This window comes from Leucobacter manosquensis (genome assembly GCF_018304845.1).
Classification (GTDB): Bacteria; Actinomycetota; Actinomycetes; order Actinomycetales; family Microbacteriaceae; genus Leucobacter; species Leucobacter alluvii.
The window spans coordinates 902,723-926,399 of sequence record NZ_JAFEVO010000001.1; the positions used below are offsets into that span (position 1 = coordinate 902,723).

23 protein-coding genes are annotated in these 23,677 nt (G+C 67.9%); 2 read left to right on the forward strand and 21 right to left on the reverse strand.

Going from position 1 to position 23,677, the window contains the following annotated elements:
• Position 1 precedes the first annotated feature (1 nt).
• The 15 genes from JSQ98_RS04205 to JSQ98_RS04275 form a co-directional block, all read right to left on the reverse strand.
• Positions 2-235, reverse strand: a complete 234-nt coding sequence (locus JSQ98_RS04205; protein ID WP_090149265.1) for an HGxxPAAW family protein — start codon at positions 233-235, stop codon at positions 2-4.
• A 100-nt stretch (positions 236-335) separates the two neighbouring features.
• Positions 336-941 carry a Trp biosynthesis-associated membrane protein gene (locus tag JSQ98_RS04210; RefSeq protein ID WP_249290727.1) on the reverse strand — a complete coding sequence of 202 codons (606 nt, stop codon included), beginning with the start codon at positions 939-941 and terminating at the stop codon, positions 336-338.
• Positions 928-2,511 carry an anthranilate synthase component I gene (locus JSQ98_RS04215; protein WP_211648494.1) on the reverse strand — a complete coding sequence of 528 codons (1,584 nt, stop codon included), beginning with the start codon at positions 2,509-2,511 and terminating at the stop codon, positions 928-930. Before JSQ98_RS04215 ends, JSQ98_RS04210 begins: the two co-directional genes overlap by 14 nt.
• Before the next feature lie 38 nt (positions 2,512-2,549).
• Positions 2,550-2,918: a phosphoribosyl-AMP cyclohydrolase gene (gene hisI / locus JSQ98_RS04220; RefSeq protein ID WP_370567871.1), complete on the reverse strand. Its 369-nt coding sequence runs from the start codon at positions 2,916-2,918 to the stop codon at positions 2,550-2,552.
• On the reverse strand, positions 2,915-3,697 hold the full coding sequence (gene hisF / locus JSQ98_RS04225; RefSeq protein WP_211648495.1) for an imidazole glycerol phosphate synthase subunit HisF: 783 nt from the start codon (positions 3,695-3,697) through the stop codon (positions 2,915-2,917). Before hisF ends, hisI begins: the two co-directional genes overlap by 4 nt.
• Positions 3,698-3,708: 11 nt before the next feature.
• Complete coding sequence (gene hisG / locus JSQ98_RS04230) at positions 3,709-4,551, reverse strand: ATP phosphoribosyltransferase (protein WP_090149288.1); 843 nt, start codon at positions 4,549-4,551, stop codon at positions 3,709-3,711.
• Between the two features lie 93 nt (positions 4,552-4,644).
• Positions 4,645-4,908 carry a phosphoribosyl-ATP diphosphatase gene (locus tag JSQ98_RS04235; RefSeq protein ID WP_090149295.1) on the reverse strand — a complete coding sequence of 88 codons (264 nt, stop codon included), beginning with the start codon at positions 4,906-4,908 and terminating at the stop codon, positions 4,645-4,647.
• Between the two features lie 55 nt (positions 4,909-4,963).
• A complete protein-coding gene (gene rpe, locus JSQ98_RS04240; protein WP_090149299.1) occupies positions 4,964-5,626 on the reverse strand; it encodes a ribulose-phosphate 3-epimerase in 663 nt (220 codons plus the stop codon).
• 9 nt (positions 5,627-5,635) lie between these two features.
• On the reverse strand, positions 5,636-7,039 hold the full coding sequence (locus tag JSQ98_RS04245) for an MFS transporter (RefSeq protein WP_211650406.1): 1,404 nt from the start codon (positions 7,037-7,039) through the stop codon (positions 5,636-5,638).
• A 103-nt stretch (positions 7,040-7,142) separates the two neighbouring features.
• A complete protein-coding gene (locus JSQ98_RS04250) occupies positions 7,143-8,642 on the reverse strand; it encodes an RsmB/NOP family class I SAM-dependent RNA methyltransferase (RefSeq protein WP_211648496.1) in 1,500 nt (499 codons plus the stop codon).
• On the reverse strand, positions 8,639-9,571 hold the full coding sequence (locus JSQ98_RS04255) for a methionyl-tRNA formyltransferase (RefSeq protein ID WP_211648497.1): 933 nt from the start codon (positions 9,569-9,571) through the stop codon (positions 8,639-8,641). Before JSQ98_RS04255 ends, JSQ98_RS04250 begins: the two co-directional genes overlap by 4 nt.
• A gap of 54 nt (positions 9,572-9,625) precedes the next feature.
• Positions 9,626-11,677 (reverse strand): primosomal protein N' family DNA-binding protein, encoded by a 2,052-nt coding sequence (locus JSQ98_RS04260; protein WP_211648499.1) that lies wholly within the window; start codon positions 11,675-11,677, stop codon positions 9,626-9,628.
• A 9-nt stretch (positions 11,678-11,686) separates the two neighbouring features.
• Positions 11,687-12,883: a methionine adenosyltransferase gene (gene metK / locus JSQ98_RS04265; protein WP_200328691.1), complete on the reverse strand. Its 1,197-nt coding sequence runs from the start codon at positions 12,881-12,883 to the stop codon at positions 11,687-11,689.
• 119 nt (positions 12,884-13,002) lie between these two features.
• Positions 13,003-13,290, reverse strand: a complete 288-nt coding sequence (rpoZ, locus tag JSQ98_RS04270) for a DNA-directed RNA polymerase subunit omega (RefSeq protein WP_090149311.1) — start codon at positions 13,288-13,290, stop codon at positions 13,003-13,005.
• 92 nt (positions 13,291-13,382) lie between these two features.
• On the reverse strand, positions 13,383-14,030 hold the full coding sequence (locus JSQ98_RS04275) for a DUF8185 domain-containing protein (protein WP_211648500.1): 648 nt from the start codon (positions 14,028-14,030) through the stop codon (positions 13,383-13,385).
• A 103-nt stretch (positions 14,031-14,133) separates the two neighbouring features.
• On the opposite strand from JSQ98_RS04275, the gene JSQ98_RS04280 reads away from it, so the two are divergent.
• A complete protein-coding gene (locus tag JSQ98_RS04280) occupies positions 14,134-15,003 on the forward strand; it encodes an acyl-CoA thioesterase (protein ID WP_211648501.1) in 870 nt (289 codons plus the stop codon).
• Between the two features lie 22 nt (positions 15,004-15,025).
• Here the strand turns inward: JSQ98_RS04280 and JSQ98_RS04285 are convergent, their stop codons facing one another.
• The 3 genes from JSQ98_RS04285 to JSQ98_RS04295 all read right to left on the reverse strand — a co-directional run bounded on the left by JSQ98_RS04285 (position 15,026) and on the right by JSQ98_RS04295 (position 17,831).
• Positions 15,026-15,493 carry an acyl-CoA thioesterase gene (locus JSQ98_RS04285; protein ID WP_090149322.1) on the reverse strand — a complete coding sequence of 156 codons (468 nt, stop codon included), beginning with the start codon at positions 15,491-15,493 and terminating at the stop codon, positions 15,026-15,028.
• A gap of 78 nt (positions 15,494-15,571) precedes the next feature.
• Positions 15,572-17,254, reverse strand: a complete 1,683-nt coding sequence (gene ettA / locus JSQ98_RS04290) for an energy-dependent translational throttle protein EttA (protein WP_090149327.1) — start codon at positions 17,252-17,254, stop codon at positions 15,572-15,574.
• Between the two features lie 88 nt (positions 17,255-17,342).
• Positions 17,343-17,831, reverse strand: a complete 489-nt coding sequence (locus JSQ98_RS04295; RefSeq protein WP_346728714.1) for a DUF6993 domain-containing protein — start codon at positions 17,829-17,831, stop codon at positions 17,343-17,345.
• Positions 17,832-18,101: 270 nt separating this feature from the next.
• On the opposite strand from JSQ98_RS04295, the gene ssb reads away from it, so the two are divergent.
• A complete protein-coding gene (gene ssb, locus JSQ98_RS04300) occupies positions 18,102-18,635 on the forward strand; it encodes a single-stranded DNA-binding protein (RefSeq protein ID WP_211648502.1) in 534 nt (177 codons plus the stop codon).
• Here the strand turns inward: ssb and msrA are convergent.
• From msrA to dnaE, 3 genes are read right to left on the reverse strand one after another with little or no spacing between them, the layout of a single operon-like run.
• Positions 18,632-19,156 (reverse strand): peptide-methionine (S)-S-oxide reductase MsrA, encoded by a 525-nt coding sequence (msrA, locus tag JSQ98_RS04305; RefSeq protein ID WP_200328685.1) that lies wholly within the window; start codon positions 19,154-19,156, stop codon positions 18,632-18,634. The two genes, ssb and msrA, sit on opposite strands and share 4 nt — an antisense overlap.
• Positions 19,153-19,992: an NAD(+) synthase gene (gene nadE, locus JSQ98_RS04310; RefSeq protein ID WP_211648503.1), complete on the reverse strand. Its 840-nt coding sequence runs from the start codon at positions 19,990-19,992 to the stop codon at positions 19,153-19,155. Before nadE ends, msrA begins: the two co-directional genes overlap by 4 nt.
• Positions 19,993-20,046: 54 nt before the next feature.
• Positions 20,047-23,553 carry a DNA polymerase III subunit alpha gene (gene dnaE / locus JSQ98_RS04315; RefSeq protein ID WP_234037145.1) on the reverse strand — a complete coding sequence of 1,169 codons (3,507 nt, stop codon included), beginning with the start codon at positions 23,551-23,553 and terminating at the stop codon, positions 20,047-20,049.
• Positions 23,554-23,677: the final 124 nt, after the last annotated feature.

The window sequence follows — 23,677 nt, forward strand, 5'->3', positions numbered from 1 at the left end:
GTCAGTCGTGTGCTGGAGGGGTGAACTTCGGGCCGTTCACGCCGTATCCGGCCTTCGAGAGGATCCACCCGAGCAGCGCACCGACGACGACGACCCCGACGCACGCCCATACGAGTACGGGCATATGGAGGAAGAAGAAGACGGTTCCGGCGGCGATGCCGATCAGCATCACCACGACCGCTGTCCATGCGGCCGGCGAATCACCGTGGCCGGGGTCTCCGTGCTGGGTACTCATGAATCTCCTCTGAACAGATTTCGACGTTCCCAGACTAGCGGAAATCCGGGATGGGTTCTGGCACCGCCGCAAGCGCCCGGCGAGCCGGCCGCCCACGACGTCACCGTTTCCGACCCGCGTCGTCGGCCTCGCCGTCGCTGGGATCGTCTCCGCCCGAGAGCGCGTCCCAGTCCGAGATGCGGTCCGGCGTGTTCGTCGAGACATCGGCCGGCCGCGGGGCGGCGTCGTACTTCCGTCCGCCTGCCGCCCAGGTGCCGCTGAAGACGGCGACGACCAGGCCGAGGATCACGGCGAGCACGCCAGCGACGACGCACACCCAGATCCAGGCCGAGAGGCGGCTCCAGACGACGAGATCCGTGGTCGCTTCACCCGAGATTCCGGTGAGCGACGTGATCGTTCCCGTGATCGCCGTGAGCGGCGCAGCCAGCACGCTGATCGTGAGCGCCGTCAGCCCGGCGCCGAGCAGCGCGACCAGGACGCCGAGGGCGCGGCGGAAGACGGGGCCGGCGATCGTCAGCGCGAGGGCCGCGGCGACGATGGCGATCGAGATCGGGGACACCGCTGCGTTGACCTCGTGGCCGGCGACCGTTTCGACGCTGTGCGTCCCGTCGACCATGAACGAGACCCAGGTCTGAGATCCGGCGAGCAGTCCGAGCGCTCCCACGAGAGCGATCGCGGAGATGGTGAGGAGCTTAGGACGCATCATCGGCCTCCCCGAGTGCGTGGAGCGTGTTCGCGATGGCGACGGCGCGCAACGGCGCAGCCGCCTTGCTGCGGCACTCCGCGTCCTCAGTCTCCGGCACCGAGTCCGCGACGACGCCGGCACCCGCCTGCACCATCGCGATCCCGTCCTTGATCGTCGCCGTGCGGATCGCGATGGCGAGATCGGCAGCCCCACCGAGGCCGAAGTACCCGACGACGCCGCCGTAGACGCCGCGCTGCACCGGCTCGAGTTCGTCGATGATCTGCAGCGCGCGCGGTTTGGGGGCCCCCGACAGCGTGCCAGCGGGGAAGGTCGCGCGGAAGACGTCCACCGGATTCGCCTCTGGCCGCTTCTGCCCCTCGACGCTGGAGACGATGTGCATGATGTGGCTGAAGCGCTCGATCCGCATGAATTCGGTGACCTCGACCGACCCCGGTTCGCACACCCGCAGCAGATCGTTGCGCGCCAGGTCCACGAGCATGAGGTGCTCGGCGCGCTCCTTCTCATCGGCGAGGAGGTCGCGCTCGTACTGCTGGTCTTCCTCAATGCTGACGCCGCGCGGGCGCGAGCCCGCGATCGGATGAGTCAGCACATGGCCGCCCTCCTGGACCGTGACCAGCGCCTCCGGGCTCGACCCGACGACCGAGAACGGCTCGCCAGCTGCGTCTTCGAGCTGCAGCAGGTACAGGTAGGGGCTCGGGTTGAGATGGCGGAGCACTCGGTACACATCGAGAGGGTCCGCAGTGCATTTCTGGTCGAAGCGCTGCGACGGCACCACCTGGAAGATGTCGCCGTCGACGATGTAGCGCTTCGCAGCCTCGACCGAAGCGACGTACTCTGGCGTGCTCGTCAATCGTGTCGGCTCAGCGGTCGCGTCGCGATCCACGGTGTTCAGCGGTGAGCGCTCGGGGGCCGCGAGCGCCGCCTGCAGGGCGTCGAGTCGGGCCTGCGCGCCGGCCCACTGGGCATCGGCCGACCCGGCGGCGCCGTGCGGTGCTGGATCGCCGAGCGCCTCATCGTTGAGCACATTCGCGAGCAGCACGACGCTGCCCTCGCGGTGGTCGATGACGACGAGTTCGGAGACGAAGCTGAGGCCCTGCGTCGGCAAGCCGGAACCGGTGGAGGGCCCGTGCTCGAGCTTCTCGAACTGTCGCACGGTCTCCCAACCGAGGTATCCGACGAACCCGCTCGCGAGTGGCGGAAGGCCAGCGACCTGCGGCGACCGCCAGCGCTCATAGAGCGCGCTGAGCGCTTCGACCGGCGCCAGCGCGTCGACTCCCCCGGGAAGCAGCCGCTCGGCAGAGACGTCGAACGCCCGGTCCTGCGCCCAGTGCGCTCTTCCGTCGCGCTCCCCGAGCACGCCGAAGCTTCCGGCTCCGACGAAACTGAAGCGCGTCCAGACCCCTCCCTGCTCCGCCGATTCCAACAGGAAGGTGCCGGGGCGGGAGGCAGCAACCTTGCGATAGATGCCGACCGGCGTGTCGGCATCGGCGAAGATCTCGCGGCAGACGGGAATGACGGCATGGGAGTCGCGCGCGGCGTCGAACGCGGCGCGCGTGGTGGTCAGGCTCACCGCTTCAGCCTACCGCGGACGCCCGGGGCGCCCGTGCGTCAGGCATCTCCTGAGGGATCCCCGACGAGCGCGGTCACATCGCGATCGGTGAAGCAGGTACGCGTCCCCGTATGGCACGCGGCGCCGATCTGAACGACACGTACGAGCAGCGTGTCTCCGTCGCAGTCCATGGCCACCCCGCGCACGTACTGGCGATGCCCGGAGGTGTCGCCCTTCCTCCAGTACTCGCGACGCGAACGGGACCAGAACGTCACGCGTCCGGTCGTCAGCGTGCGACGCACCGCTTCGTGATCCATCCACGCCAGCATGAGCACATCGCCCGACTCGTCGTCCTGGATGATCGCAGGCAGCAGGCCGTCATGGGCGAAGACGAGATCGTTGGGTACGGGATCGATGTCGCTCATCATTCAGCCCCTGAGATCGCGGTGCGTACGGCGTGGCCCTCAGCCGCCAGCGCTGCCTTCACCTGACCGATGGTGAAGGTCCCGTCGTGGAAGACCGAAGCGGCGAGCACCGCGTCGGCGCCCGCGTCGACCGCGGGTGCGAAGTGCTCGAGCCGCCCCGCGCCGCCCGACGCGACGATCGGCACCTCGGAGATCTCGCGCACGAGCGCCGTGAGCTCGAGGTCGAAGCCTGCGAGGGTGCCGTCGGCGTCCATCGAGTTCACGAGCAGCTCGCCAGCGCCCCGATCCACTGCTTCGCGGCACCACTCGAGCGCGTCGAGGTCGGTCTCGCGCTTTCCGCCATGCGTGGTCACGACGAAGCCCGACGGCGTGCGCGGACTGCGCTTCACATCGAGCGAGAGCACCAGCACCTGAGCGCCGAAGCGGTCTGCGATCTCGCCGATCACGTCGGGACGGGCGATCGCGCCGCTGTTGATCCCGATCTTGTCGGCGCCGACGCCCAGGAGCCTCGCGACGTCCTCGGGGCCCCGCACTCCCCCGCCGACGGTCAACGGGATGAACACTTGCTCCGCGGTGCGACGCACGACGTCGTAGGTGGTCGACCGATCGTCCACTGTTGCCGTGACATCGAGGAACGTGAGTTCGTCCGCGCCCTGCGCGGCGTACCTGCCGGCGAGCTCGACGGGATCACCCGCATCGCGCAGGTTGAGGAAGTTGACGCCTTTGACGACGCGCCCGCCGGAGACGTCGAGGCAGGGAATGACGCGTGTCGCGAGAGACATATCGCAGCCTCTCAGAGGCGCGCCGCGTGAATCGCGGTCACGAGAATGGCACGGGCGCCGAGATCGTACAGCCGATCCATGATCTGGTTGGCATCATCGGAGGGGACCATCACCCTGACGGCGACCCAGCGGTCGTCTTGCAGCGGCGAGACGGTCGGGGACTCCATGCCGCCTGCAACCCGAGACGCTTCATCGAGCTGCTCGACGGGCAGGTCGTAGTCCATGAGCACGTACTTGCGCGCCACGAGCACGCCCTGCAGTCGACGCAGGAGTCGATCGATGTCGGGATGGGCGTTCGGCCCCCCGATGAGCACCGCGGTCGATTCGAGAATGACCGGCCCGAAGATCTCCAGACCAGCTGCGCGCAGGGTCGCTCCCGTCGAGACGACGTCGGCGACGGCGTCGGCGACGCCGAGCTGCACGGCGGATTCGACAGCTCCGTCGAGCTTCACGTGCTCGGCCTCCACGCCCCGCGCGCGCAGAAAGTCATCGACGAGCTTCGGGTAGCTGGTCGCGATGCGCTTGCCTGCGAGGTCGGAGAGATCAGAGATCTCGCTCGTCGCCGGTGCAGCGAAGCGGAAGGTCGAATCGCCGAACTCGAGTGCGGCGATCTCGCGCGATTCCGATCCGGAGTCGAGCAGCAGGTCGCGGCCGGTGATGCCGACATCCAAGGCTCCTGAGCCGACGTAGGTCGCGATGTCCTTCGGGCGCAAGTAGAAGAACTCCACCTGGTTGCGGGCATCGGTGTGCACGAGCTTGCGGCTGTCGCGGCGACCCGAGTAGCCGGCTTCGGCCAGCATCTCGGCTGCGGTTTCAGAGAGGGACCCCTTATTGGGGACGGCGATGCGGAGCATGATGCGTGAAAGTCCTTCCGTGCGGCCGAGGGCCCGGCCAGTGAGTGCGGTCAGCGGCGAGCATCGACGTGCAGAGCGACCCGCTCGTCGATGCTACAGATGCGCGTAGACGTCTTCGAGCCGCATGCCCTTCGAGAGCATGAGCACCTGCAGGTGGTAGAGCAGCTGACTGATCTCCTCCGCGCACGCCTCGTCGGATTCGTACTCCGCGGCCATCCAGACCTCAGCGGCTTCCTCGACGATCTTCTTCCCGATCGCATGCACCCCGGCGTCCAGGCGGGCGACAGTGTCGCTCCCCTCAGGGCGGGCGGCCGCCTTTTCGCTGAGTTCGGCGAAGAGCGCCTCGAACGATTTCACGTGAACAGCCTAGCGGGTTTCGCGTCGACGGCGGATCGCCCCGACCGTCGCCCGGTCAGTGCGCGTGCGCCGCTGCTGCCGTGCGCAGTTCGGCGATCCGCTCCTCCGGCACCCCCGAATACACGGCCGAACCGGCCACGAAGGTGTCGGCACCCGCTTCGGCCGCGATCCCGATCGTATCGACCGTGATCCCCCCGTCGACCTGCAACCAGAGGTCGAGACCGAAGCGAGCCCTCGCCTCGGCGACGCGACGGAGCTTCGGCATCATGTCGTGCATGAACGACTGCCCGCCGAAGCCGGGCTCCACGGTCATCACGAGCACCTGATCGAACTCGGGCAGCAGTTCGAGGTAGGGCTCGGGATCGGTACCCGGCTTCAGCGCGATGCCGGCGCGCGCTCCCCGTGCCCGGAGCGCCCGCGCGAGTGCCACGGGATCCTCCGCGGCCTCCGCGTGGAACGTCACCGAGTAGGCGCCGAGGTCCGCGTATCCGGGCGCCCAGCGATCCGCGTCGGAGATCATCAGGTGCACGTCGAGCGGCACCGGAGAGACTCCCTGAATGCGCTCGACGATGGGCGGTCCCATCGTGAGATTCGGCACGAAGTGATTGTCCATCACGTCGACGTGCACGAGGTCGGCGGTGCTGATCGCCTCCAGTTCGCTCTGCAGGTTCACGAAGTCGGCGGACAGAATACTCGGGTTGATGCGCTGCGCGGTCACGACCCCAGCCTAGGGCGTCTTGCGCACGGGCTCGTCCCCGTCGCCCGTAACCGTGGACCCCGCCGGGGCGGGTGGGGGCGCGGCAGCAGCGGATGGCGCGGGGGCAGCGGCAGCAGGAGCAGCGGGAGCGGCGGCGTAGCTCTGCGAAAGCACGCGATAGGCGCGAGTGAAGCACGCACCGACTGCGACGAGCACCATGGCGGCGCCGGTCCACACGAAGATGAGCGCGATACCCCGGCTCTCGCCCGATCCGAGCAGCCAGCCCCAGCTGGCTGCTCCCGCGGGCTCCTCCATGTACGGCACGATCCAGAACTCGGCGATCGGGGCGATGAGCAGTGACGTGATCGGTGCTGCCGCGGCTTCGAAGGTCATGGCGAGACCGAATACGCGGCCCTGCTTCTCGTAGGGGACCACGCGTTGAATGACCGTCTGCTCTGCAGCTTCGACCGCCGGCATCAGCGCCATGAACAGCCAGATCCCCGAGATGAAGAGCCAGGGCCAGTCGCGCAGCGTGAACACCATGCCGAGCACGCCCAGCAGCCCGGCGAGCATCAGAATCGTGCGGATGGGGTTCTTCCCCAGCCCCCATTTCGCGACGACGGCGCCACCGACGATGAACCCCGTCGAGGCGACTCCGAACACGATGCCCCACACTTCGACGGGGAAGAGTTCGAGCCCGTACGGGTCGAGCAGCGCCATAAACACGCCGCCGGAGAGATTGTTGAGCGTCGAGAAGAACACGAGTGCGATCAGGCCGGGAACGGCGAGCATCGCCGCCATGCCGCCGCGGAAGTCGACAGCGCTGCGCGTCGGGTCCTGCACGATCTCAGGCTCGGGAATGCGGAGCGCGAGCAGATGGACGATGGGCGCGCCGACGAGCACCGTCGCGATGAGGATCGTGCCGCCCATGCCGAGGAACCCGACCGACAATCCGCTGAAGACGCTCGTCGCGATGAATGCGAGCCCCTGCACCGTGCCGACCAGGCCGTTCGCATTCGCGTGCCGCTCCGTCGGCACCAGGAGCGTCACGGTCGTGGACAGGGCGAGGTTGCGCAGCAACTCGACGACGCAGCCGGCGAGCACGATGAGCGTGAACAGCCAGAACCAGGGGCGGTCGAGACGCAGGAGCTCGGTCTCGGGAACGACGAAGAAGATCACGCACCCCGTGACGAACGCGACGAGCGACGACATCGCAGAGACGAGCATCACCCGCTGCTTGCGCATCCGGTCGACGAGAGAGCCGAACCACATCGAGCACAGCGCGATCAGAATCATGTAGACCGCCCCGAGCACCCCGGTCGCGAGAATGCTGCGTGTCTCGAGGTACACCCAGAAGACCACGGCGAACCAGAGGAAGTTGGTCGTGAGATTGGCGACCGCGGTGTTCACGAGCACGTGCAGGAACGTGCGCATGCCTCCCTCGGGAGGCATCGGCGCGGTCGAAGGCGGCGGTGCCTCCGGCTCCGGATGCGGGGTCATGCTCACAGGGTAAGCCCGACCTCCGACATCCACCAGATCAGGAGTCGACCGCGCGGCGCTCGATGAGCGAGATGAACATCGCGTCCGTACCGTGTCGATGCGGCCAGAGTTGGACGCTCAACCCGCCTCCCGGCAGATCGAGGGGCTCCCGTGCCACCTCCCCGACCACCGCGCGCGCATCGACCTCCACCAGATCCGATCGACTGCGCAGCAGACGATCCACGGTGACCCGCGTCTCCGCGAGGTGAGGCGAGCACGTCACGTAGGCGAGGATTCCTCCTGGAGCGAGGTGGGCGCACGCCTCCTGCAGCAACTCCGCCTGCAACCGCGTGAGCCCTGGGAGGTCGGATGGCTGCTTCCGCCAGCGGGCTTCGGGCCGGCGCCGCAATGCGCCGAGCCCTGAGCATGGCGCATCGACCAGGATGCGGTCGAACCGTTCGCCGCCGTACGCCTCGTCATCCCGGCCGTCGAACGAGACCACGTCGACCGCGCCCGCGACTCCCGCGACCGAGTTCCGCACGAGCTGCGCGCGATGCGCTGCAACCTCGTTCGCACGCACGCTCGCGCCCCCGATGAGCGCCTCCGCTCCCAGAACGGCCGTCTTTCCGCCGGGCCCTGCGCACAGGTCGAGCCAGCGCTCCCCGGGCTGCACCGGCCGCGCGCGGGTGAGCGCGAGCGCGGCGAGTTGCGAACCCTGATCCTGCACACGCGCGAATCCACGCCGCGCTCCACTGGCCGCGATGGCGCGTGCGGGGTCACCGCCCCCGATCTCGACGCCGAGCGGCGATGGTCCCGAAACGACGACCTCGGCCTCCGCAGCGCGCTCGGCAGCTTCGATCGGAGTGACCCCGGCGCCCGGCAGGATCGCGACGTTGACGCGCGGAGCTGCGTTGTCGGCGACCAGCAGTGCGTCGAGCTCGTCTTCACGCCCTTCGATCCGCAACGCGTCCTGCATGGCGCGAATCACCCACGCCGGGTGCGAGGCGAGCGCGGCGCGGGCATCGTCGACCCCGGCGGCGGACTCCGCGATCCGCGCATCCCATTCCTCATTCGATGCACGCCCGATGCTCCTGAGCACGCCGTTCACGAAGCCGGCCGCTGCGCGGTTGCCCACGCGCCGCTGCAGCTCGACGCTCTCGTTCACCGCTGCGTGCGGCGCGGTGCGCATGCCGAGCAGCTGATGGACGCCCAACCGCAGGACGTTGCGCGTTCTGGCATCGATGCGCTCGATCTCGCGATCGGCGGCGAGCTCGATGATCCGGTCGTACCTGCCGCGCCACCGCAATGCGCCGGAGGCGAGCTCCGTTGCGAGGCCAGCGTCGCGCGTATCGAGCCCCGCCTCTCGGATGCGCCCCGGGAGGGCGAGATTCGCATAGGCCTCGCGATCCTCGACATAGCGCAGCACATCGTAAGCGACGAGCCGAGCGGGCGAGATGGCCGCTTCGCTCCGCTCGGCGCTCTCGCGCCGGTCCGGCCTTCCGCCCCGTGCACCGCCGCTGCGGCCCCGGCCGCGCGCGCCGTGCTGCGTTCCGCTCATGCGAGTTCCGCCCGTCCATCGCGTCCGCGCAACCACGCGGCGCCGTCCATCGCCGGTTTTCCCGCCGGCTGCACCCGCACCAGCTCGAGCATCCCGTCGTGGAGGGCGAGCATCGCCCTTCCCTCCAGCAGGCCGACCGCGCCGGCCTGTATCGCATCGACGCCCGGTGGTGAGTCGGAGCCCGACGGGGGGCGCAGTTCCCTGACCTTCAACGGCACCCCGTCATGCATCGCGTAGGCCCCTGGCTCCGGCGTCATCGCGGCCCACTGGGCCAGAACGGCACGGGCCCCGCGCCCGAGATCGAGGCGACCGTCTTCGCGTGTGAGCTTCTCGGCGTAGCTCGCCTCTCCGACCTGAGGCGCGCCCGCCGCGGGGTCCGCCCCGAGCAGTTCCACGGCTTCGACGAGCGCGCCGGTGCCGAACGAAGCGAGATCTGAGAGCGCAGCGCCCGCAGAGGTTCCTTCCGGATACTGCCGCGAATCCGTCGTCAGAATGTCGCCGGCGTCGAGCGCTGCGACCAGGCGGAACACGGTCACGCCGAGGCGCTGCTCCCCCGCCTCCAATGCGCGCTGCACGGGAGCCGCACCGCGCCACTTCGGCAGCGCGGAGAAGTGCAGGTTGATCCACCCGAGCTCCGGCGTGCTGAGCAGCGGCTCTCGAACGAGGCCGCCGTACGCGACGATCACCCCGAGCTCGGGAGCGAGCTGACGCACCCAGGCAGTGGCCTCGTCATCGAGACGGTTCGCCCGGTGCACCGGAATTCCCAGAGCTTCGGACGCCACCGCGACGGGCGACGGGGTGAGCACGCGCTTCCGCCCGAGCGGAGCATCCTCGCGGGTGACCACTCCCACGACTTCGTGCCCGGCGGCGCGAAGCGCGTGGAGACTGGGTACGGCGAACTCAGGGGTTCCGGCAAAGACGATCCGCATCCGGCCATTCTCCCACGCCCGCACCGCTCCCGCCGCGCGCACCAGATCCACCCGTCATCCGTCGAAGACTCCGCGATCGTCGAACCGGAGCCTGAGCGCCTCTGGCCGCGCTCGACCGGGGGCGCGGCCCCGCGTGCGGGACGCTGACCCGGCTGCGTCTGAGACCAGCGCACCGCGCAATCGCCTCGCGACCTCCGCACCGTGGCCGTAATCGAAGCGGACGATCGCGCGGACGAGCCCCTGCGGGGTCTTCGCGATGCCGCCGGGGGGAAGCGGAGTCGGGCCGAGATGATCGACGCCCGGCAACGACTCGAGCTGCTGCAGCGCGCGTTGGACCTCCTCGGGCCCGCCGCTCACGCTCGCCACGCGCACGGCAGGGGGGTAGCGGAGGGCATGCCGGTCGCGCAGCTCCCCGTGCAGCCATTCGTCCGCGCGTCCGGTGACAAATGCGCGCACCACCGGCCCGCCGCCCGAGGCCATCAGGCAGACGCCGTCTGGGGCGGTGAGCGCGGCCGCGTTCTCCCACCAGCGCAGGCAGTCCTCACCCGCGCGCAGCGTCTCGATGCTGAGCAGGCGCTCGGCGTCGAGCAGCACGACGGCGCGGTATCCCCCCGCCGCCAGCGGCTCGGCCCCGCGGGTGGCGACCACGATAGCCGGGCGAGCGTCCACGCGCTCGCGGGGATGCTCGCCGTCGCTGAGCAGGACTCTGGCGCCCTCGAACTGGCGCTCGAACTGCTCGACGGTGCGCCCCGACCCCATGCCCCGCTCCACGAGTTGTCTGCCGTCGCAGGTGCGGCAGTGCCAGTCGCTCGCGTACTCGCCGCACCACCGGCATGAGGCGCGCCCGATCACCCGGAAGCCGATCGGCCCGTTGCAGACACCGCAGCGCGCGAGGTCGCCGCAGTCTTCGCACACCGCAACCGGGGCGTAGCCGGGCGTCGCGACCTGCACGAGTACGGGGCCGGTGCGCAGTCCCTCGCGAATCGTCCTCGCCGCGAACTCGGGAACGCGCCCCGCGAACGCGTCGGGCGCGAGCGATGCGTCCGCGTGCACCACGCGGGCGCGCTTCGGCGGGTTGCGCTGCGCGTGCACGTACCCGAGGTCGACGAGCCGCTGCACCTCGGCACTGCGGGCGTGCGCGGCGAAGAACAGGCCGGCCGATTCCTGCTCGGCTCTGACGAGCGCGGCGTCGCGGGCATGCACGTACGGAGCGAGCGGCTCGGCGAGCACGGGGTCGCCGTCGTCCCACATGATGATGGCCCCGAGCGCGTGGGCCGGGGCGTAGACGGCGGACCGATTGCCGAGGATGACGCGGGGCTCCGGGTCGCGAGCGCGCAGGAAGCCGGCGTAGCGCTCCGCGTTCGACTGCCGGGAATCGACGCGAACGACGTCCTCGTGCCCGAGCGCTGCGAGGGCGTCGCGCAATTGGTCCAGGTCGCGGTAATCGGGCGCGATGAGGATCGCGCTGCGTCCGAGCGCGTGCACGGCGAGCGCCGTGCGGGCGAGTTGCACCGCCCAGCCGCCGACCCATTCGCCGGTGTGCAGCCGATCGGGCCCGTGCGAAGCGGTGAGTGCCAGGCGGGAGCCGCCGACCAGTTGCTCGGCGATGCCCTGCTCCGGCGTTCCCGGCTCTTCGACCTCCGGCTCTTCGACCTCTGGCTCGGCGGCGTCGGGAGTGGCCGCGTCAGCTTCCGCGGCCGCCCGCGCAGCCAGATGCTGCTTCTCGACGCGCACCTGGCGGGGAGGGATCGCGAGCCGCAGGATGTCACCCGCTGACCCGCCGGCCCGATCGGCGACCGCCCGGGCGAGCCTCCACACCTCGGCGGAGAGCACGGGCACGAGGGTCACGATGTCGGCGATCGGCGAGAGCTCCCCGCCGAAGTCGCTGCGGTCGGCGAAGCCGATCACGTACCCGAAGGTCTTCCGCTCCTTCGAGCGAAAGGGCACGCGCACGCGCTGGCCGACGCGGATGTCGTCGGCGAGCTCGGGCGGTACGGCGTAGTCGAAGAGATGGTCGAGCTGCGGGAGCGCCGAATCGAGCAGGATCTGGGCGATGGGTCGCCCCTGCGCTGATTCAGCCGTCGTGAACGCTGTCGCGGCCGGCATGCGGCTCGCCTACAGGCCCGCGGCGGCCCGCAACTCGGCGACGCGAGGAGTGGACTCCCAGGTGAACTCGGGCAGTTCGCGCCCGAAGTGGCCGTACGCGCTCGTCTGCGCATAGATCGGGCGCAGCAGCTCGAGGTCGCGGATGATCGCGAGTGGGCGCAGGTCGAAGACGTCGCGAACGGCTCGTTCGATCCGGTCGAGCGGCACCGTCTCCGTGCCGAACGTCTCGACGTACAACCCGACGGGATGCGCACGTCCGATCGCGTAGGCGACCTGCAGCTCCGCGCGCGCAGCAAGACCGGCGCGCACCACGTGCTTCGCGACCCAGCGCATCGCGTAGGCCGCGGAGCGGTCGACCTTGGACGGATCCTTGCCGCTGAAGGCACCGCCGCCGTGACGGCTGGCGCCGCCGTAGGTGTCGATGATGATCTTGCGTCCGGTGAGTCCGGCGTCGCCCATCGGACCGCCGACGACGAAGGGCCCGGCCGGGTTGATGAACAGCTCGGCCTGAGCGCTCGCGAGTTCGACGCGCTCGAGCACCGGGCGGATCACCAAACGCTCGACCGCATCTCTCAACGCCGGTTGCGTCATGTCGACGTGGTGCTGGGTCGACACGACGATCGCCTCGACACTCGCTGCCCGATCGCCGTCGTAGCCGATCGTCACCTGCGTCTTGCCGTCCGGGCGCAGCTCGGGAAGCTCCCCGCTCTTTCGCACTTCGGTGAGGCGCTCGGCCAGCCGGTGCGCGATCCAGCTCGGCAACGGATGGAGTTCCGGCGTCTCATCGGTCGCGAACCCGAACATGATTCCCTGGTCGCCGGCTCCCTGCCGGTTGAGCTCGTCGTCGGCATCATCGGAGCCGCTGCGCACCTCGAGCGAGGTGTCGACGCCACCCGCGATGTCGGGCGACTGCTGACCGATCGAAACGGAGACGCCGCACGACGACGCGTCGAACCCCATCTCGGAGCTCGTATAGCCGATCTCTCGAACCGCGTCGCGCACCAGCTGCGGGATCTCGACGTATCCGCTCGTCGACACCTCGCCAGCGACGTGCACGAGCCCGGTCGTCACGAGCGTCTCCACCGCTACGCGAGCGCCGGGATCCTGCGCGAGCATCGCGTCGAGAATCGTGTCGGAGATGCGATCGCAGATCTTGTCGGGGTGCCCCTCGGTGACTGATTCTGACGTGAACTGGCGCAACGACACGGTACTCCTCAAGATGACGGGCGGATGCGGGGAGGAAACCCCGGCCGGAAACGCCAGTGGCGCCGGACCCTGTTCAGGGTATCCGACGCCACCGACACTGCTGCGAATGCAGCTGAAGATTACGCTTCTTCGAGCTCGTCGGACGCAGCGGCCTCTTCGGCGCGACGCGTCATCGTGAGCTTGCCCTCGACGATCTCGTGCAGCGCGATCGAAAGCGGCTTGTCGTCCACCGACGAGTCGACCAGCGGGCCGACGTTGTCGAACAGATTGCCGTCGTGCAGATCCGTGTAGTAATCGTTGATCTGCCGCGCACGCTGCGAGGCGAAGACCACCAAGGCGTACTTCGAATCGACCTTCTCGAGCAGATCGTCGATGGGCGGGTCGATGATGCCGTTGGGATTGGCCATGTACACACTCCTCTAGTTGACCGTCCTATCCTACCTGAGGAATGCCGACTCCGCTGGTCGGAGACTGGATCGCCCCCGACTCCACGGGTCGACTACCCGATGAGCGAGCGGACGAGGACATGGCCGCGCGGCGTGGACACGCGAATCCACGTCAGTGATCGGGAGACATCCGCGGTGTCAGCACCCGTCAAGAAACCCATCGCCTCGGCAGCGAAGGCCGCGGCCGCCGGGATGCCGGGGGCGACCTCCAGCCCCCAGACCGAAGCGCGCACACGGTGCACGACGGCCTCGCCCGGGTCGGCCGGGAGCGAGGCCGCCACGCGGCCGATCCCCTCCTCCGCGACCGCACTCAGCGACGCAGCATCCAGCATGCCTGCGGCGGTCCACCCGGCGGCGGGCGGCAGCACACCGGCCCATGCCGCCATCGGACTCGACACGGGGATCTCCAGCTCGCGTCCCGCGAATCCCATCCGGGCGATCCGGTCGAGCAGAGCCCGGCCGGGCACGGTGACGTCGACCGGCGTCCCCGGCGCGTCGCTCAGCGCGAACGCGCGCATGACGAGCACGACGGGCACGGTATCGGTGATGCCGCGCGGCGCTTGCGTGCATCCGTAGACCGCCAGCGCCGCACCGCGGGAGGTCATGCGCACATCGGGCTGCCCCGCGCGCAGCAGGCGTTCCAGGAATATCCGCAGGTCGTCGCGTGTGGCGGCGTCGGAAAGCTGCATCGTCTCGGGCATACGGCCAGAGTCTAGTGGGCTGCCACGGGACGCGGAGCGGGCCGGGGCCCCGCCGCGCATAGACTGGTTTCAACGTTTCCCGCGTGCTGACAACGGAGGATCAATGACCGCGACGCAAGGGCTCATGGACATGCTGACCGTGCTCGACTCCGGAGCGCGCACGCGAGAGGACATCCTCACGGGCCCTCCGCTCCCCACGCCGCACGGCCGTTCGTTCGGCGGCCAGGTGCTCGGCCAGGCGATCGCGGCCGCGGGCCGAACAGTGCCGAACGACCGCGAGATCCACTCCATGCACGGGTACTTCCTCAGGCCAGGCGACGCCGACGCGCGCATGACGTTCGAGGTGGATCGCCTCCACGACGGACGCTCGTTCTCGACGCGTCGGGTGCAGGCGTACCAGCACGGTGAGGCTCGGATGTCGATGATCGCGTCCTTCCAAACCGAAGACCCCGGGCTGGAGCACCAGGAGCAGATCGATCTCGGCGGGCTCCCCGACCCGGAATCGCTCCCGACCGTGTGGGAGAAGTACGGCCACCTCTCCGGCAACGGCCGCGCATCCTGGGTGCTCGATCGCCCCTTCGACTTCCGATACGTGGAGTCCGACATCATCCTCGAGGTCGCTGAACGCACCTCCAGGCAACGCGTGTGGATGCGCAGCCGTGAGCCGTTCGAGGCGTCTCCACTTCTCAACGCCGCCGCACTCGCATTCGGCAGCGACTACCTGCTGCTCGAACCGGTGGCGCGACGGCACGGTCTCCCCTGGGCCACTCCCGGGATGCGCGCCGCGAGTCTCGATCACGCGATGTGGTTCCACCGGCCGTTCCGGGTCGACGAATGGTTGCTCTACGAGCTCGACGCCCCCACCTCCCAGGGCGGCCGAGGCCTGGCCAACGGACGCTTCTTCGATCGCGACGGCGTGCACGTCGCCTCGGTCGCGCAGGAGAGCATGATGCGCCTCCCCAGCCAGCGCTGACCGGCGGGGAACGGAGCCGCATTCAGGGGCGGCGCAGCTCCAGCGGCGCGTCCATCCACTCCGCCACCGAAGCGCGCCCGGCGTCCGAGAGCCGAATCGGCCGCAGCGTCTCGCCGTCGACGATCACAATGTGAGAGACCGCCCGGGCGACGACCGAACGCCCGCTCGCGGCGCCGTCGACGATCTCGTAGTGCACCTCGAGGCTCGAGCCGCCGAGCTTTCCGATCCAGAGCTCCACGAGGATCGGCCGATCCGAGTATTCGAGCACGCGAAGATACTCGATCTGCTGACTCGCGACCAGCATCTTCGGTCCGGACGGGTCGTCACTGCGGAAGTGCCGCTCCATGCCGGTCCGTTCGCGGCCGGAGCCGAGCCAGAACGTGCGCACGCGTGCTTCCTCGAGAAAGCGCGCGAAGGCCACATTGTTCACGTGCCCGTACGCATCCTGATCGCCCCAGCGCAGCTCCATGTCGATGTGGGCGCGTGCCATTGCGAATCCTCTCGTCTCGCCAGAACCGCGTGATCGGCACGGGGCGCGCCTCAGTGCGCGAGGCGCGCCCCGTGCCGACTAGTCGCGCGTGAGTTTGCGGTAGGTGACGCGAGAGGGCTTCGCAGCATCCGCTCCCAGGCGCTCGACCTTGTTGGCCTCGTACGCCTCGAAGTTCCCCTCGTACCAGTACCAGTTCGCCGGCTGATCCTCAGTGCCCTCGTACGCGAGGATATGCGTCGCGATGCGGTCCAAGAACCAGCGGTCGTGCGTGATGACCACGGCGCAGCCGGGGAATTCGAGCAGAGCGTTCTCGAGACTCGAGAGCGTCTCGACGTCCAAGTCGTTGGTCGGCTCGTCGAGCAGCAGCAGGTTGCCGCCCTGTTTCAGCGTGAGTGCGAGGTTGAGACGGTTGCGCTCGCCGCCCGACAGCACGCCGGCCGGCTTCTGCTGATCCGGCCCTTTGAAGCCGAAGGTCGAGACGTAGGCTCGCGAGGGGATCTCGACGTTGCCCACCTTCATGTAGTCGAGCCCGTCGGAGACGACCTCCCAGACGGTCTTCTTCGGGTCGATGCCGCCGCGCGACTGGTCGACGTAGCTCAACTTGACCGTGTCGCCGATCTTCAGCTCCCCGCCGTCGAGCGGTTCGATGCCCACGATGGTCTTGAAAAGCGTGGTCTTGCCGACGCCGTTGGGGCCGATGATGCCGACGATGCCGTTGCGCGGAAGCGAGAACGAGAGACCATCGATCAGCGTGCGGCCGTCGAAACCCTTGTTCAGATCCTTGGCCTCCAGCACGATGCTGCCGAGACGCGGGCCCGCTGGGATCTGGATCTCCTCGAAATCGAGCTTGCGCGTGCGCTCCGCCTCAGTCGCCATCTCCTCGTAGCGCGCCAGACGCGCCTTCGACTTCGCCTGCCGACCCTTGGCGTTCGTGCGCACCCACTCGAGCTCCTCTTTGAGGCGCTTCTGAAGCTTCTGATCCTTCTTGCCCTGGACCTCGAGGCGAGTGGCCTTCTGCTCGAGGTACATCGAGTAGTTGCCCTCGTAGGCGTAGAGGCGGCCGCGGTCGACCTCGCAGATCCACGTCGCGACATGATCGAGGAAGTAGCGATCGTGGGTCACGGCCATGACCGCACCGGGGTACTTCGCAAGGTGCTGCTCGAGCCAGAGCACGCTCTCCGCGTCGAGGTGGTTCGTCGGCTCGTCGAGGAGCAGCAGATCGGGCTTCTCGAGCAGGAGCTTGCAGAGCGCGACACGGCGCTTCTCGCCGCCCGAGAGGTGCGAGACGATGGCGTCCTGCGGCGGGCAGCGCAAGGCGTCCATCGCCTGTTCGAGCTGGTTGTCGAGGTCCCAGCCGTCGACGGCGTCGATGGCCTCCTGCAGTTCGCCCATCTCGGGGAGCAGCTTGTCGTAGTCCGCGTCGGGATCGGCCATCTCGAGCGAGATCTCGTTGAAGCGGTCGAGCTTTCCCTTGATCTCGGAGACGCCCTGCTGCACGTTGGCGAGCACCGTCGCGTTCTCATCGAGCTCCGGCTCCTGCATCAGGATGCCAACGGAATACCCCGGGGTCAGCAGCGCCTCGCCGTTCGACGGGGTGTCGAGACCGGCCATGATCTTCAGGATCGTCGACTTGCCGGCGCCATTCGGCCCGACCACACCGATCTTCGCGCCCGGAAGGAACGCCATCGTGACGTCGTCGAGAATCACCTTGTCGCCGTGCGCCTTGCGCGCGCGAACCATTTGGTAAATGTACTCAGCCATATACACACTCGGGCGCAGAGGCGCCCCGAACTCCCTTATTGGAATGATGGGTTGCGGATCGCCACCACTCTACCGCCAGGAGCGCCGCTTAGCCGATCGGCGCCGTTTGCCCGATCAAACAGATGTCGCCGGTAGGGCCGACCGCCGGTTCGTTCTTCGCGACGAAGCTGCGATCCGCAGCGATGACCTGCCCGATGAGGCAATCCGACCCGATGCGCACCGAGACGAAGATGTTGTCCGCCGGAAGGCTCGTCTTGCTCTGATCGAAGCTCACCTGCATCGCGGTGCGATCGAACCCGGCGTCTGCGACGGCCTGCACGATCGGAGCGCCCTGCACCGGCTCCTCCCCCGAGCTGAAGGTACGCAGCACCTCCGTGAAGTACGGCAGGTTGTCTTCCGCGCTGCCTTCCGGGAAGAACTCGGGCGGCGTCTCGGGAGCAGCCGTTTCGGTGCGCTCGGGCGTTTCCGGTTGCGGACCTTCGAGCAGCGCGCAACCGGACAGCAATGCAGCGCTGAGACCGAGCACGATGGATGCGAGAACAGCGGAACGGCGACGGGGCGTCAGAGCAGCAGGCACCCGCCCAGTGTACGCAACGACATCGCGCCGATACTGGCGATTCCCCGGAAGCGTCGGGCAGCGCGGGTGCCCCAGTGGCCACTGACCTTCGCTCACAATTCGCGCTTCGACGCGAAACGAAGAAGCGTTCCACAGAAGCTCATGGGCCTCCCGGTCCGTGTGCTGTCAGGTCCCAGGCTGGAGGCGAACGGGCGGATCGGACTCCGCACGGCACGTTCCGCCCGTTCACTCGTTTGCATCGCCGTTCAGGCCTCACCGAAGGAGCGCACCATGTCCACCACTGTCACCGTCGTCGGGACGATCGCCACCGACCCTCGCACCACCACCTCGCCGGGTCGAGCATCGTTCTGCTCGTTCCGTCTCGCCAGCACGGACCGCAGATTCGACCGCGAGCGGAACAGCTGGGTCGACGGCGAGACCAACTGGTTCTCCGTCAACGCGTTCCGCAGTCTCGCCGAGCACGCCGGGGCGTCGTTCGCGAAAGGGGAACGGGTGATTGTGCACGGGCGGCTGCGCATCCGGAGTTGGGAGTCGGACGAGAGGTCCGGCACGTCGGTGGAGATCGAAGCGGAAGCGATCGGACACGACCTGCGCTGGGGTGTGACGGCGTTCACCAGGCAGACGGCTTCGGAACCCGACTCGGCGATGAGCCAGCACTCGTTCGCGGAGTCGACGGATGATGCGCCTCCGCCCCAAGGGTGGCCCGAGGAGACGGCAGATGCCCAGACGAGAGAAAGCCTCGACGCCCACGACGGTGCCGAGACTCCCTCAGCGGATGGCGGCCTGCTGCCCGCCGCCGCCTAACGCAAGTACTGCGAGAACGAGGCTCGCACCTTGTTCACCTTGGGCACCGCTACGGCCAGGCAGTACCCCTGGGTCGGGTTCTTCGCGAAGAAGTCCTGATGGTACTCCTCCGCGGGGAAGACCTCGCCGAGCGGCTCGATCGTCGTCACGACGTCTCCTGGCCAGAGGTCGCCCGCGCGCGCTCGGGCGACCTCGAACGCCTCGCGCTGCTCGTCATCGGCTGGGAACATCGCCGAGCGATACTGTGTTCCCACGTCGTTGCCCTGCCGGTTGAGCTGCGTCGGGTCGTGCATCGTGAAGAACGCATCGAGGATGACTTCCGACGGAATCGTCTCCGGATCGAAGGTCACCGCGACCGCCTCAGCATGGCCTGTGGTCCCCGTGCAGACCTGCTCGTAATTCGGCTGCGCCGTATCGCCTCCGGTGTAGCAGGAGACGACCTCCGTCACTCCGTTGAGTGCGCGGTAGGCCGCGTCCAGGCACCAGAAGCATCCCCCTGCGAGCACGTATGTCGTCGTCATGATTCTCCTCCTGCCGATACCCACCAGTCGTCGCCGGGGGCGACGGGAAGCCGTCGCTTATGCTCGGTCGACCGGTATCGGCGCTCGAGATTCTCAACAGCCGCAGGAGCCACACTGTTCCCGGTCAGGTAGTCATCGATCTCCCGGTAGGTCACCCCGAGACTCGATTCGTCTGACTGGCCCGGCTCATCATCGAGAAGGTCTGCTGTCGGAGTCTTCTTCCACAGCCGTTCGGGCGCGCCGAGTTCGCGCAGCATCGCGGCGCCCTGGCTCTTCGTGAGGCCCCCGAGAGGCACCACGTCGGCCGCGCCGTCTCCGAATTTCGTGTAGAAACCGGTCACCGCCTCCGCAGCGTGGTCCGTGCCGATGACGAGCAAGCCCCGATCCCCCGCGATGGCGTACTGGGCCGTCATGCGCATCCGCGCTTTCACGTTCCCTCGGTTGAAGTCGGTGATCGACAGCCCGGCCGCCGCGACCGCATCGGCCAGCGCGGTGGTCGCCGGGGCGATGTCCACCGTCAGCGATTCGTCGGGCTCGATGAACGACAGTGCGAGCTGCGCATCGTCCTCGTCGTGCTGCACCCCGTGCGGCAGGCGGACGGCCACGAAGGTCGCGTCCCTCCCCTCAGCGCGGAGCCGCTCCACCGCGAGCTGGGCCAGCCGGCCTGCGAGCGAGGAGTCCTGCCCGCCGGAGATTCCGAGCACATACCCGCGAACGCCCGGCACCGAGCGCGCGTACGCCACGAGAAATTCGATTCGACGCTCGACTTCCTCGGCAGGAATGACATCGGCACTGACATCGAGGGCACGGATGATCTGCTGCTGCGTCTCACTCATACGCCCACCCTACTCCGCGACCGTTGCAGAAGGGTTACAAGAATCGCCTCCGAATCAGACGAGATCCTCGACCGGCAGCAGACACCGCGGCCCGAGCAATCCCTTCAGTTCGCCGAAGAGATCAGCGGTGATGCGCACCTGTTGCGGCAGCTCGAACACCCGGATCGCAGTGGAGGTCATCAGGTTGATGCGCACCTCGCTCTCCCCGCGATGACGCAGCAGCGTGTCCTTCAGCTCGTCCATGAGTTTCTCCGTCGCGCGAGCGTCGGAGAAGGTCAGCGTCAGCGTCGAGGCATCCTCCTGCGCTGAGACGTCGATGGGCTTCACGCCGTACGCGTGCATCGACATCCCGTCGTCGCGCGCATTCAACTTGCCTCGAAGCGCCACGACGCTGTCGGGCTGCAGCATGCTGCCGAACTCCTGGTACGACTTGCCCATGAAGAGCGCCTGCACTTCACCGGTGAAATCCTCGATCGTGACCATCCCGTAGAGGTTGCCCGATTTCGCCGTGCGATGCTGCACGCTCGTGAGGAGACCCGCGACCGTGACGATCTCGCCGTCGAAGCTGGGGCTGGCGTCCGGGTTGGTGATCTGCTGCACAGTCGCGCTGGCCTCCTTCGCCAGCGCCGCATCGAGTCCGCGCAGCGGATGATCGGACACGTAGAGTCCCAGCATCTCGCGCTCGAACGAGAGCTTGTCCTTCTTCGTCCACTCGGGTCGGTCGGGGACCTGCGACACGGTCTCGGAGGAATCACCCTGCGCCTCCGCCGCTTCGGCGAAGAGACTGTCGAAGTCGAACCCGACGTTCCCGTTCTCCGCGTCGCGCTTCTCCTTCACCGCGCTTTCGATCGCCGGCTCGTGAATCTCGACGAGAGCCCGCCGAGTTCCTCCCAGCCCGTCGAACGCCCCCGCCTTGATCAGCGACTCCGTGGTGCGCTTGTTGAGCGCCGTGAGCGACACCTTCTTGAGGTAATCGTGGAAGGACTCGAAGCGCCCCTTCGACTCCCGAGCCTCGCGCACCGCGTCGACCACGTGCGTGCCGACATTGCGGATGGCCCCGAGACCGAACCTGATGTCGGATCCCACCGCGGAGAAGTTCGCGAACGACTCGTTGACCGCCGGGGGCAGCACCTTGATGCCCATGCGCCGGCACTCGTTCAGGTAGATCGCGAGCTTGTCCTTGGAATCCCCCACGCTCGTCAGCAGCGCCGCCATGTACTCAGCCGGGTAGTGCGCTTTCAGGTACGCCGTCCAGTAGCTCACGACCCCGTACGCGGCGGAGTGCGCCTTGTTGAACGCGTAGTCCGAGAACGGGAGCAGGATGTCCCAGAGCGATTTGATCGCCGCATCGGAGTAGCCGCGGTCTTTCATCCCGCCGGAGAAGCCGGCGTACTGCTTGTCGAGCTCGGACTTCTTCTTCTTGCCCATCGCGCGGCGCAGAATGTCGGCCTGGCCGAGTGAGAACCCCGCGACGCGCTGGGCGATCGACATCACCTGCTCCTGGTAGATGATGAGCCCGTAGGTGGTGGAGAGGATCTCCTGGAGCGGCTCTTCCAGCTCCGGGTGAATAGGGGTGATCGGCTGCAAGCCGTTCTTGCGCAGCGCGTAGTTGGTGTGCGAATCCGCGCCCATCGGGCCGGGGCGGTACAGCGCGAGCACTGCCGAGATGTCTTCGAAGTTGTCGGGCTTCATGAGCCGTAGAAGTCCGCGCATGGGGCCGCCGTCGAGCTGGAAGACGCCGAGCGTGTCGCCGCGCGCGAGCAACTCGTAAGAGTCGGAGTCGTCGAGTTCGAGCCGCTCGAGGTCGAGCTCTTCGCCCCGGTTCAACCGAATGTTCTCGAGCGCGTCGGAGATGATCGTCAGGTTGCGCAGGCCCAGGAAGTCCATCTTGATGAGGCCGAGGCCCTCGCACGTCGGATAGTCGAACTGCGTGACGATCTGACCGTCCTGCTCGCGCTTCTGCAGCGGGATGATATCGATGAGCGGATCGCTCGACATGATGACGCCCGCGGCGTGCACACCCCACTGGCGCTTCAAGCCCTCGAGACCGAGTGCCGTGTCGTACACGGTCTTCGCGTCGGGATCCTCCTGCAGCACGGCACGGAATTCCGCGGCCTCCTTGTACCGGGGATGCTTGTCATCGGTGATGCCCGACAGCGGAATGTCCTTCGCCATCACCGCAGGCGGCATCGCCTTCGTGAGCTTCTCCCCCATGCCGAACGGGAAACCGAGAACGCGCGACGCGTCTTTCAGCGCCTGCTTCGACTTGATGGTGCCGTAGGTGACGATCTGCGCGACGCGCTCATCGCCGTACTTCTCCGTCACGTACCTGATCACCTCGCCGCGACGGCGATCATCGAAGTCGACGTCGAAGTCGGGCATGGAGACGCGATCGGGGTTGAGGAACCGCTCGAAGATGAGGCCGTGCTGGAGCGGGTCGAGGTCGGTGATGCGCATCGCGTAGGCGACCATCGATCCGGCGCCGGAGCCTCGTCCCGGCCCGACGCGAATGCCGTTGTCCTTGGACCAGTTGATGAAGTCGGCGACGACGAGGAAGTAGCCGGGGAAGCCCATCTGCGTGATGACGCCGATCTCGTACTCGGCCTGCTTGCGCACCGCGTCGGGGATGCCCGATGGGTACCGGTACTGGAGCCCGGCCTCCACCTCTTTCACGAACCAGCTGTCCTCGGTTTCACCCTCGGGCACCGGGTACCGCGGCATGTAGTTGGCCGACGTGTTGAACTCGACGTTGCACCGCTCAGCGATCAGCAGGGTGTTGTCGCACGCTTCGGGGAAATCCCGGAAGATGTGGCGCATCTCTGCGGCGGTCTTCAGGTAGTAGCCGGACCCGTTGAACTGGAAGCGATTGGGGTCGTCCAAGCGGGACCCGGACTGCACGCACAGCAGCGCGGAATGCGCCTCCGCATCCGCTTCGTGCACGTAGTGCAGGTCGTTCGTCGCGACCAGCGGAATCGACAGGTCGCGAGCGATCTTCACGAGGTCGGTCTGCACCCGGCGCTCGATCTCGAGACCATGATCCATCAGCTCGCAGAAGAAGTTCTCCTTGCCGAAGATGTCCTGGAACTCCGCCGCTGCCTGCCGGGCCTCCTGGTACTGCCCGAGCCGCAGGCGCGTCTGGATCTCCCCCGACGGGCAGCCCGTCGTCGTGATCAGCCCCGCGCCGTAAGTCTGCAGCAGTTCGCGGTCCATCCGGGGCTTGAAGTAGTACCCCTCGAGCGAGGCGTAGCTCGACAGGCGGAACAGATTGTGCATGCCCTGCGTCGTCTCGGAGAGCATGGTCATGTGCGTGTACGCACCCGACCCCGAGACGTCGTCGCCACCGCCGTCGCCCCAGCGCACGCGGGTCTTGTCCGAACGATGCGTGCCCGGGGTCAGGTACGCCTCGATGCCGATGATCGGGTTGAGGCCGTGGTCCTTCGCCTGCTTCCAGAAGTCGAAGGCGCCGAAGGTGTTGCCGTGGTCGGTGACCGCGATCGCCGGCATGTTCTGAGCGGCTGCCGCTTCCATGAGCGGACCGACGCGCGCTGCACCGTCGAGCATCGAATACTCGCTGTGCACATGCAGATGAACGAAACCGTCGGAATCAGACACGGATAGAGCCCCTTTCGCCGCTCATCAAGCGTACCCCTCGCACGCCCATGATTCCCCGCCGCCGGGCGCGGCA

Coding starts and splice junctions, on each gene's coding strand:
- JSQ98_RS04205 (WP_090149265.1), bottom strand. CDS start 235: ATGAGTACCCAGCACGGAGACCCCGGCCACGGTGATTCGCCGGCCGCA.
- JSQ98_RS04210 (WP_249290727.1), bottom strand. CDS start 941: ATGATGCGTCCTAAGCTCCTCACCATCTCCGCGATCGCTCTCGTGGGA.
- hisI (WP_370567871.1), bottom strand. CDS start 2,918: ATGATGAGCGACATCGATCCCGTACCCAACGATCTCGTCTTCGCCCAT.
- hisF (WP_211648495.1), bottom strand. CDS start 3,697: ATGTCTCTCGCGACACGCGTCATTCCCTGCCTCGACGTCTCCGGCGGG.
- hisG (WP_090149288.1), bottom strand. CDS start 4,551: ATGCTCCGCATCGCCGTCCCCAATAAGGGGTCCCTCTCTGAAACCGCA.
- JSQ98_RS04245 (WP_211650406.1), bottom strand. CDS start 7,039: ATGCGCACGTTCCTGCACGTGCTCGTGAACACCGCGGTCGCCAATCTC.
- JSQ98_RS04250 (WP_211648496.1), bottom strand. CDS start 8,642: ATGAGCGGAACGCAGCACGGCGCGCGCGGCCGGGGCCGCAGCGGCGGT.
- JSQ98_RS04255 (WP_211648497.1), bottom strand. CDS start 9,571: ATGCGGATCGTCTTTGCCGGAACCCCTGAGTTCGCCGTACCCAGTCTC.
- JSQ98_RS04260 (WP_211648499.1), bottom strand. CDS start 11,677: ATGCCGGCCGCGACAGCGTTCACGACGGCTGAATCAGCGCAGGGGCGA.
- rpoZ (WP_090149311.1), bottom strand. CDS start 13,290: ATGGCCAATCCCAACGGCATCATCGACCCGCCCATCGACGATCTGCTC.
- JSQ98_RS04275 (WP_211648500.1), bottom strand. CDS start 14,030: ATGCCCGAGACGATGCAGCTTTCCGACGCCGCCACACGCGACGACCTG.
- JSQ98_RS04280 (WP_211648501.1), top strand. CDS start 14,134: ATGACCGCGACGCAAGGGCTCATGGACATGCTGACCGTGCTCGACTCC.
- JSQ98_RS04285 (WP_090149322.1), bottom strand. CDS start 15,493: ATGGCACGCGCCCACATCGACATGGAGCTGCGCTGGGGCGATCAGGAT.
- ettA (WP_090149327.1), bottom strand. CDS start 17,254: ATGGCTGAGTACATTTACCAAATGGTTCGCGCGCGCAAGGCGCACGGC.
- ssb (WP_211648502.1), top strand. CDS start 18,102: ATGTCCACCACTGTCACCGTCGTCGGGACGATCGCCACCGACCCTCGC.
- msrA (WP_200328685.1), bottom strand. CDS start 19,156: ATGACGACGACATACGTGCTCGCAGGGGGATGCTTCTGGTGCCTGGAC.
- nadE (WP_211648503.1), bottom strand. CDS start 19,992: ATGAGTGAGACGCAGCAGCAGATCATCCGTGCCCTCGATGTCAGTGCC.
- dnaE (WP_234037145.1), bottom strand. CDS start 23,553: ATGCTCGACGGTGCAGCGCGCGTCGGTCCGCTCATGGAAGCGGCAGCC.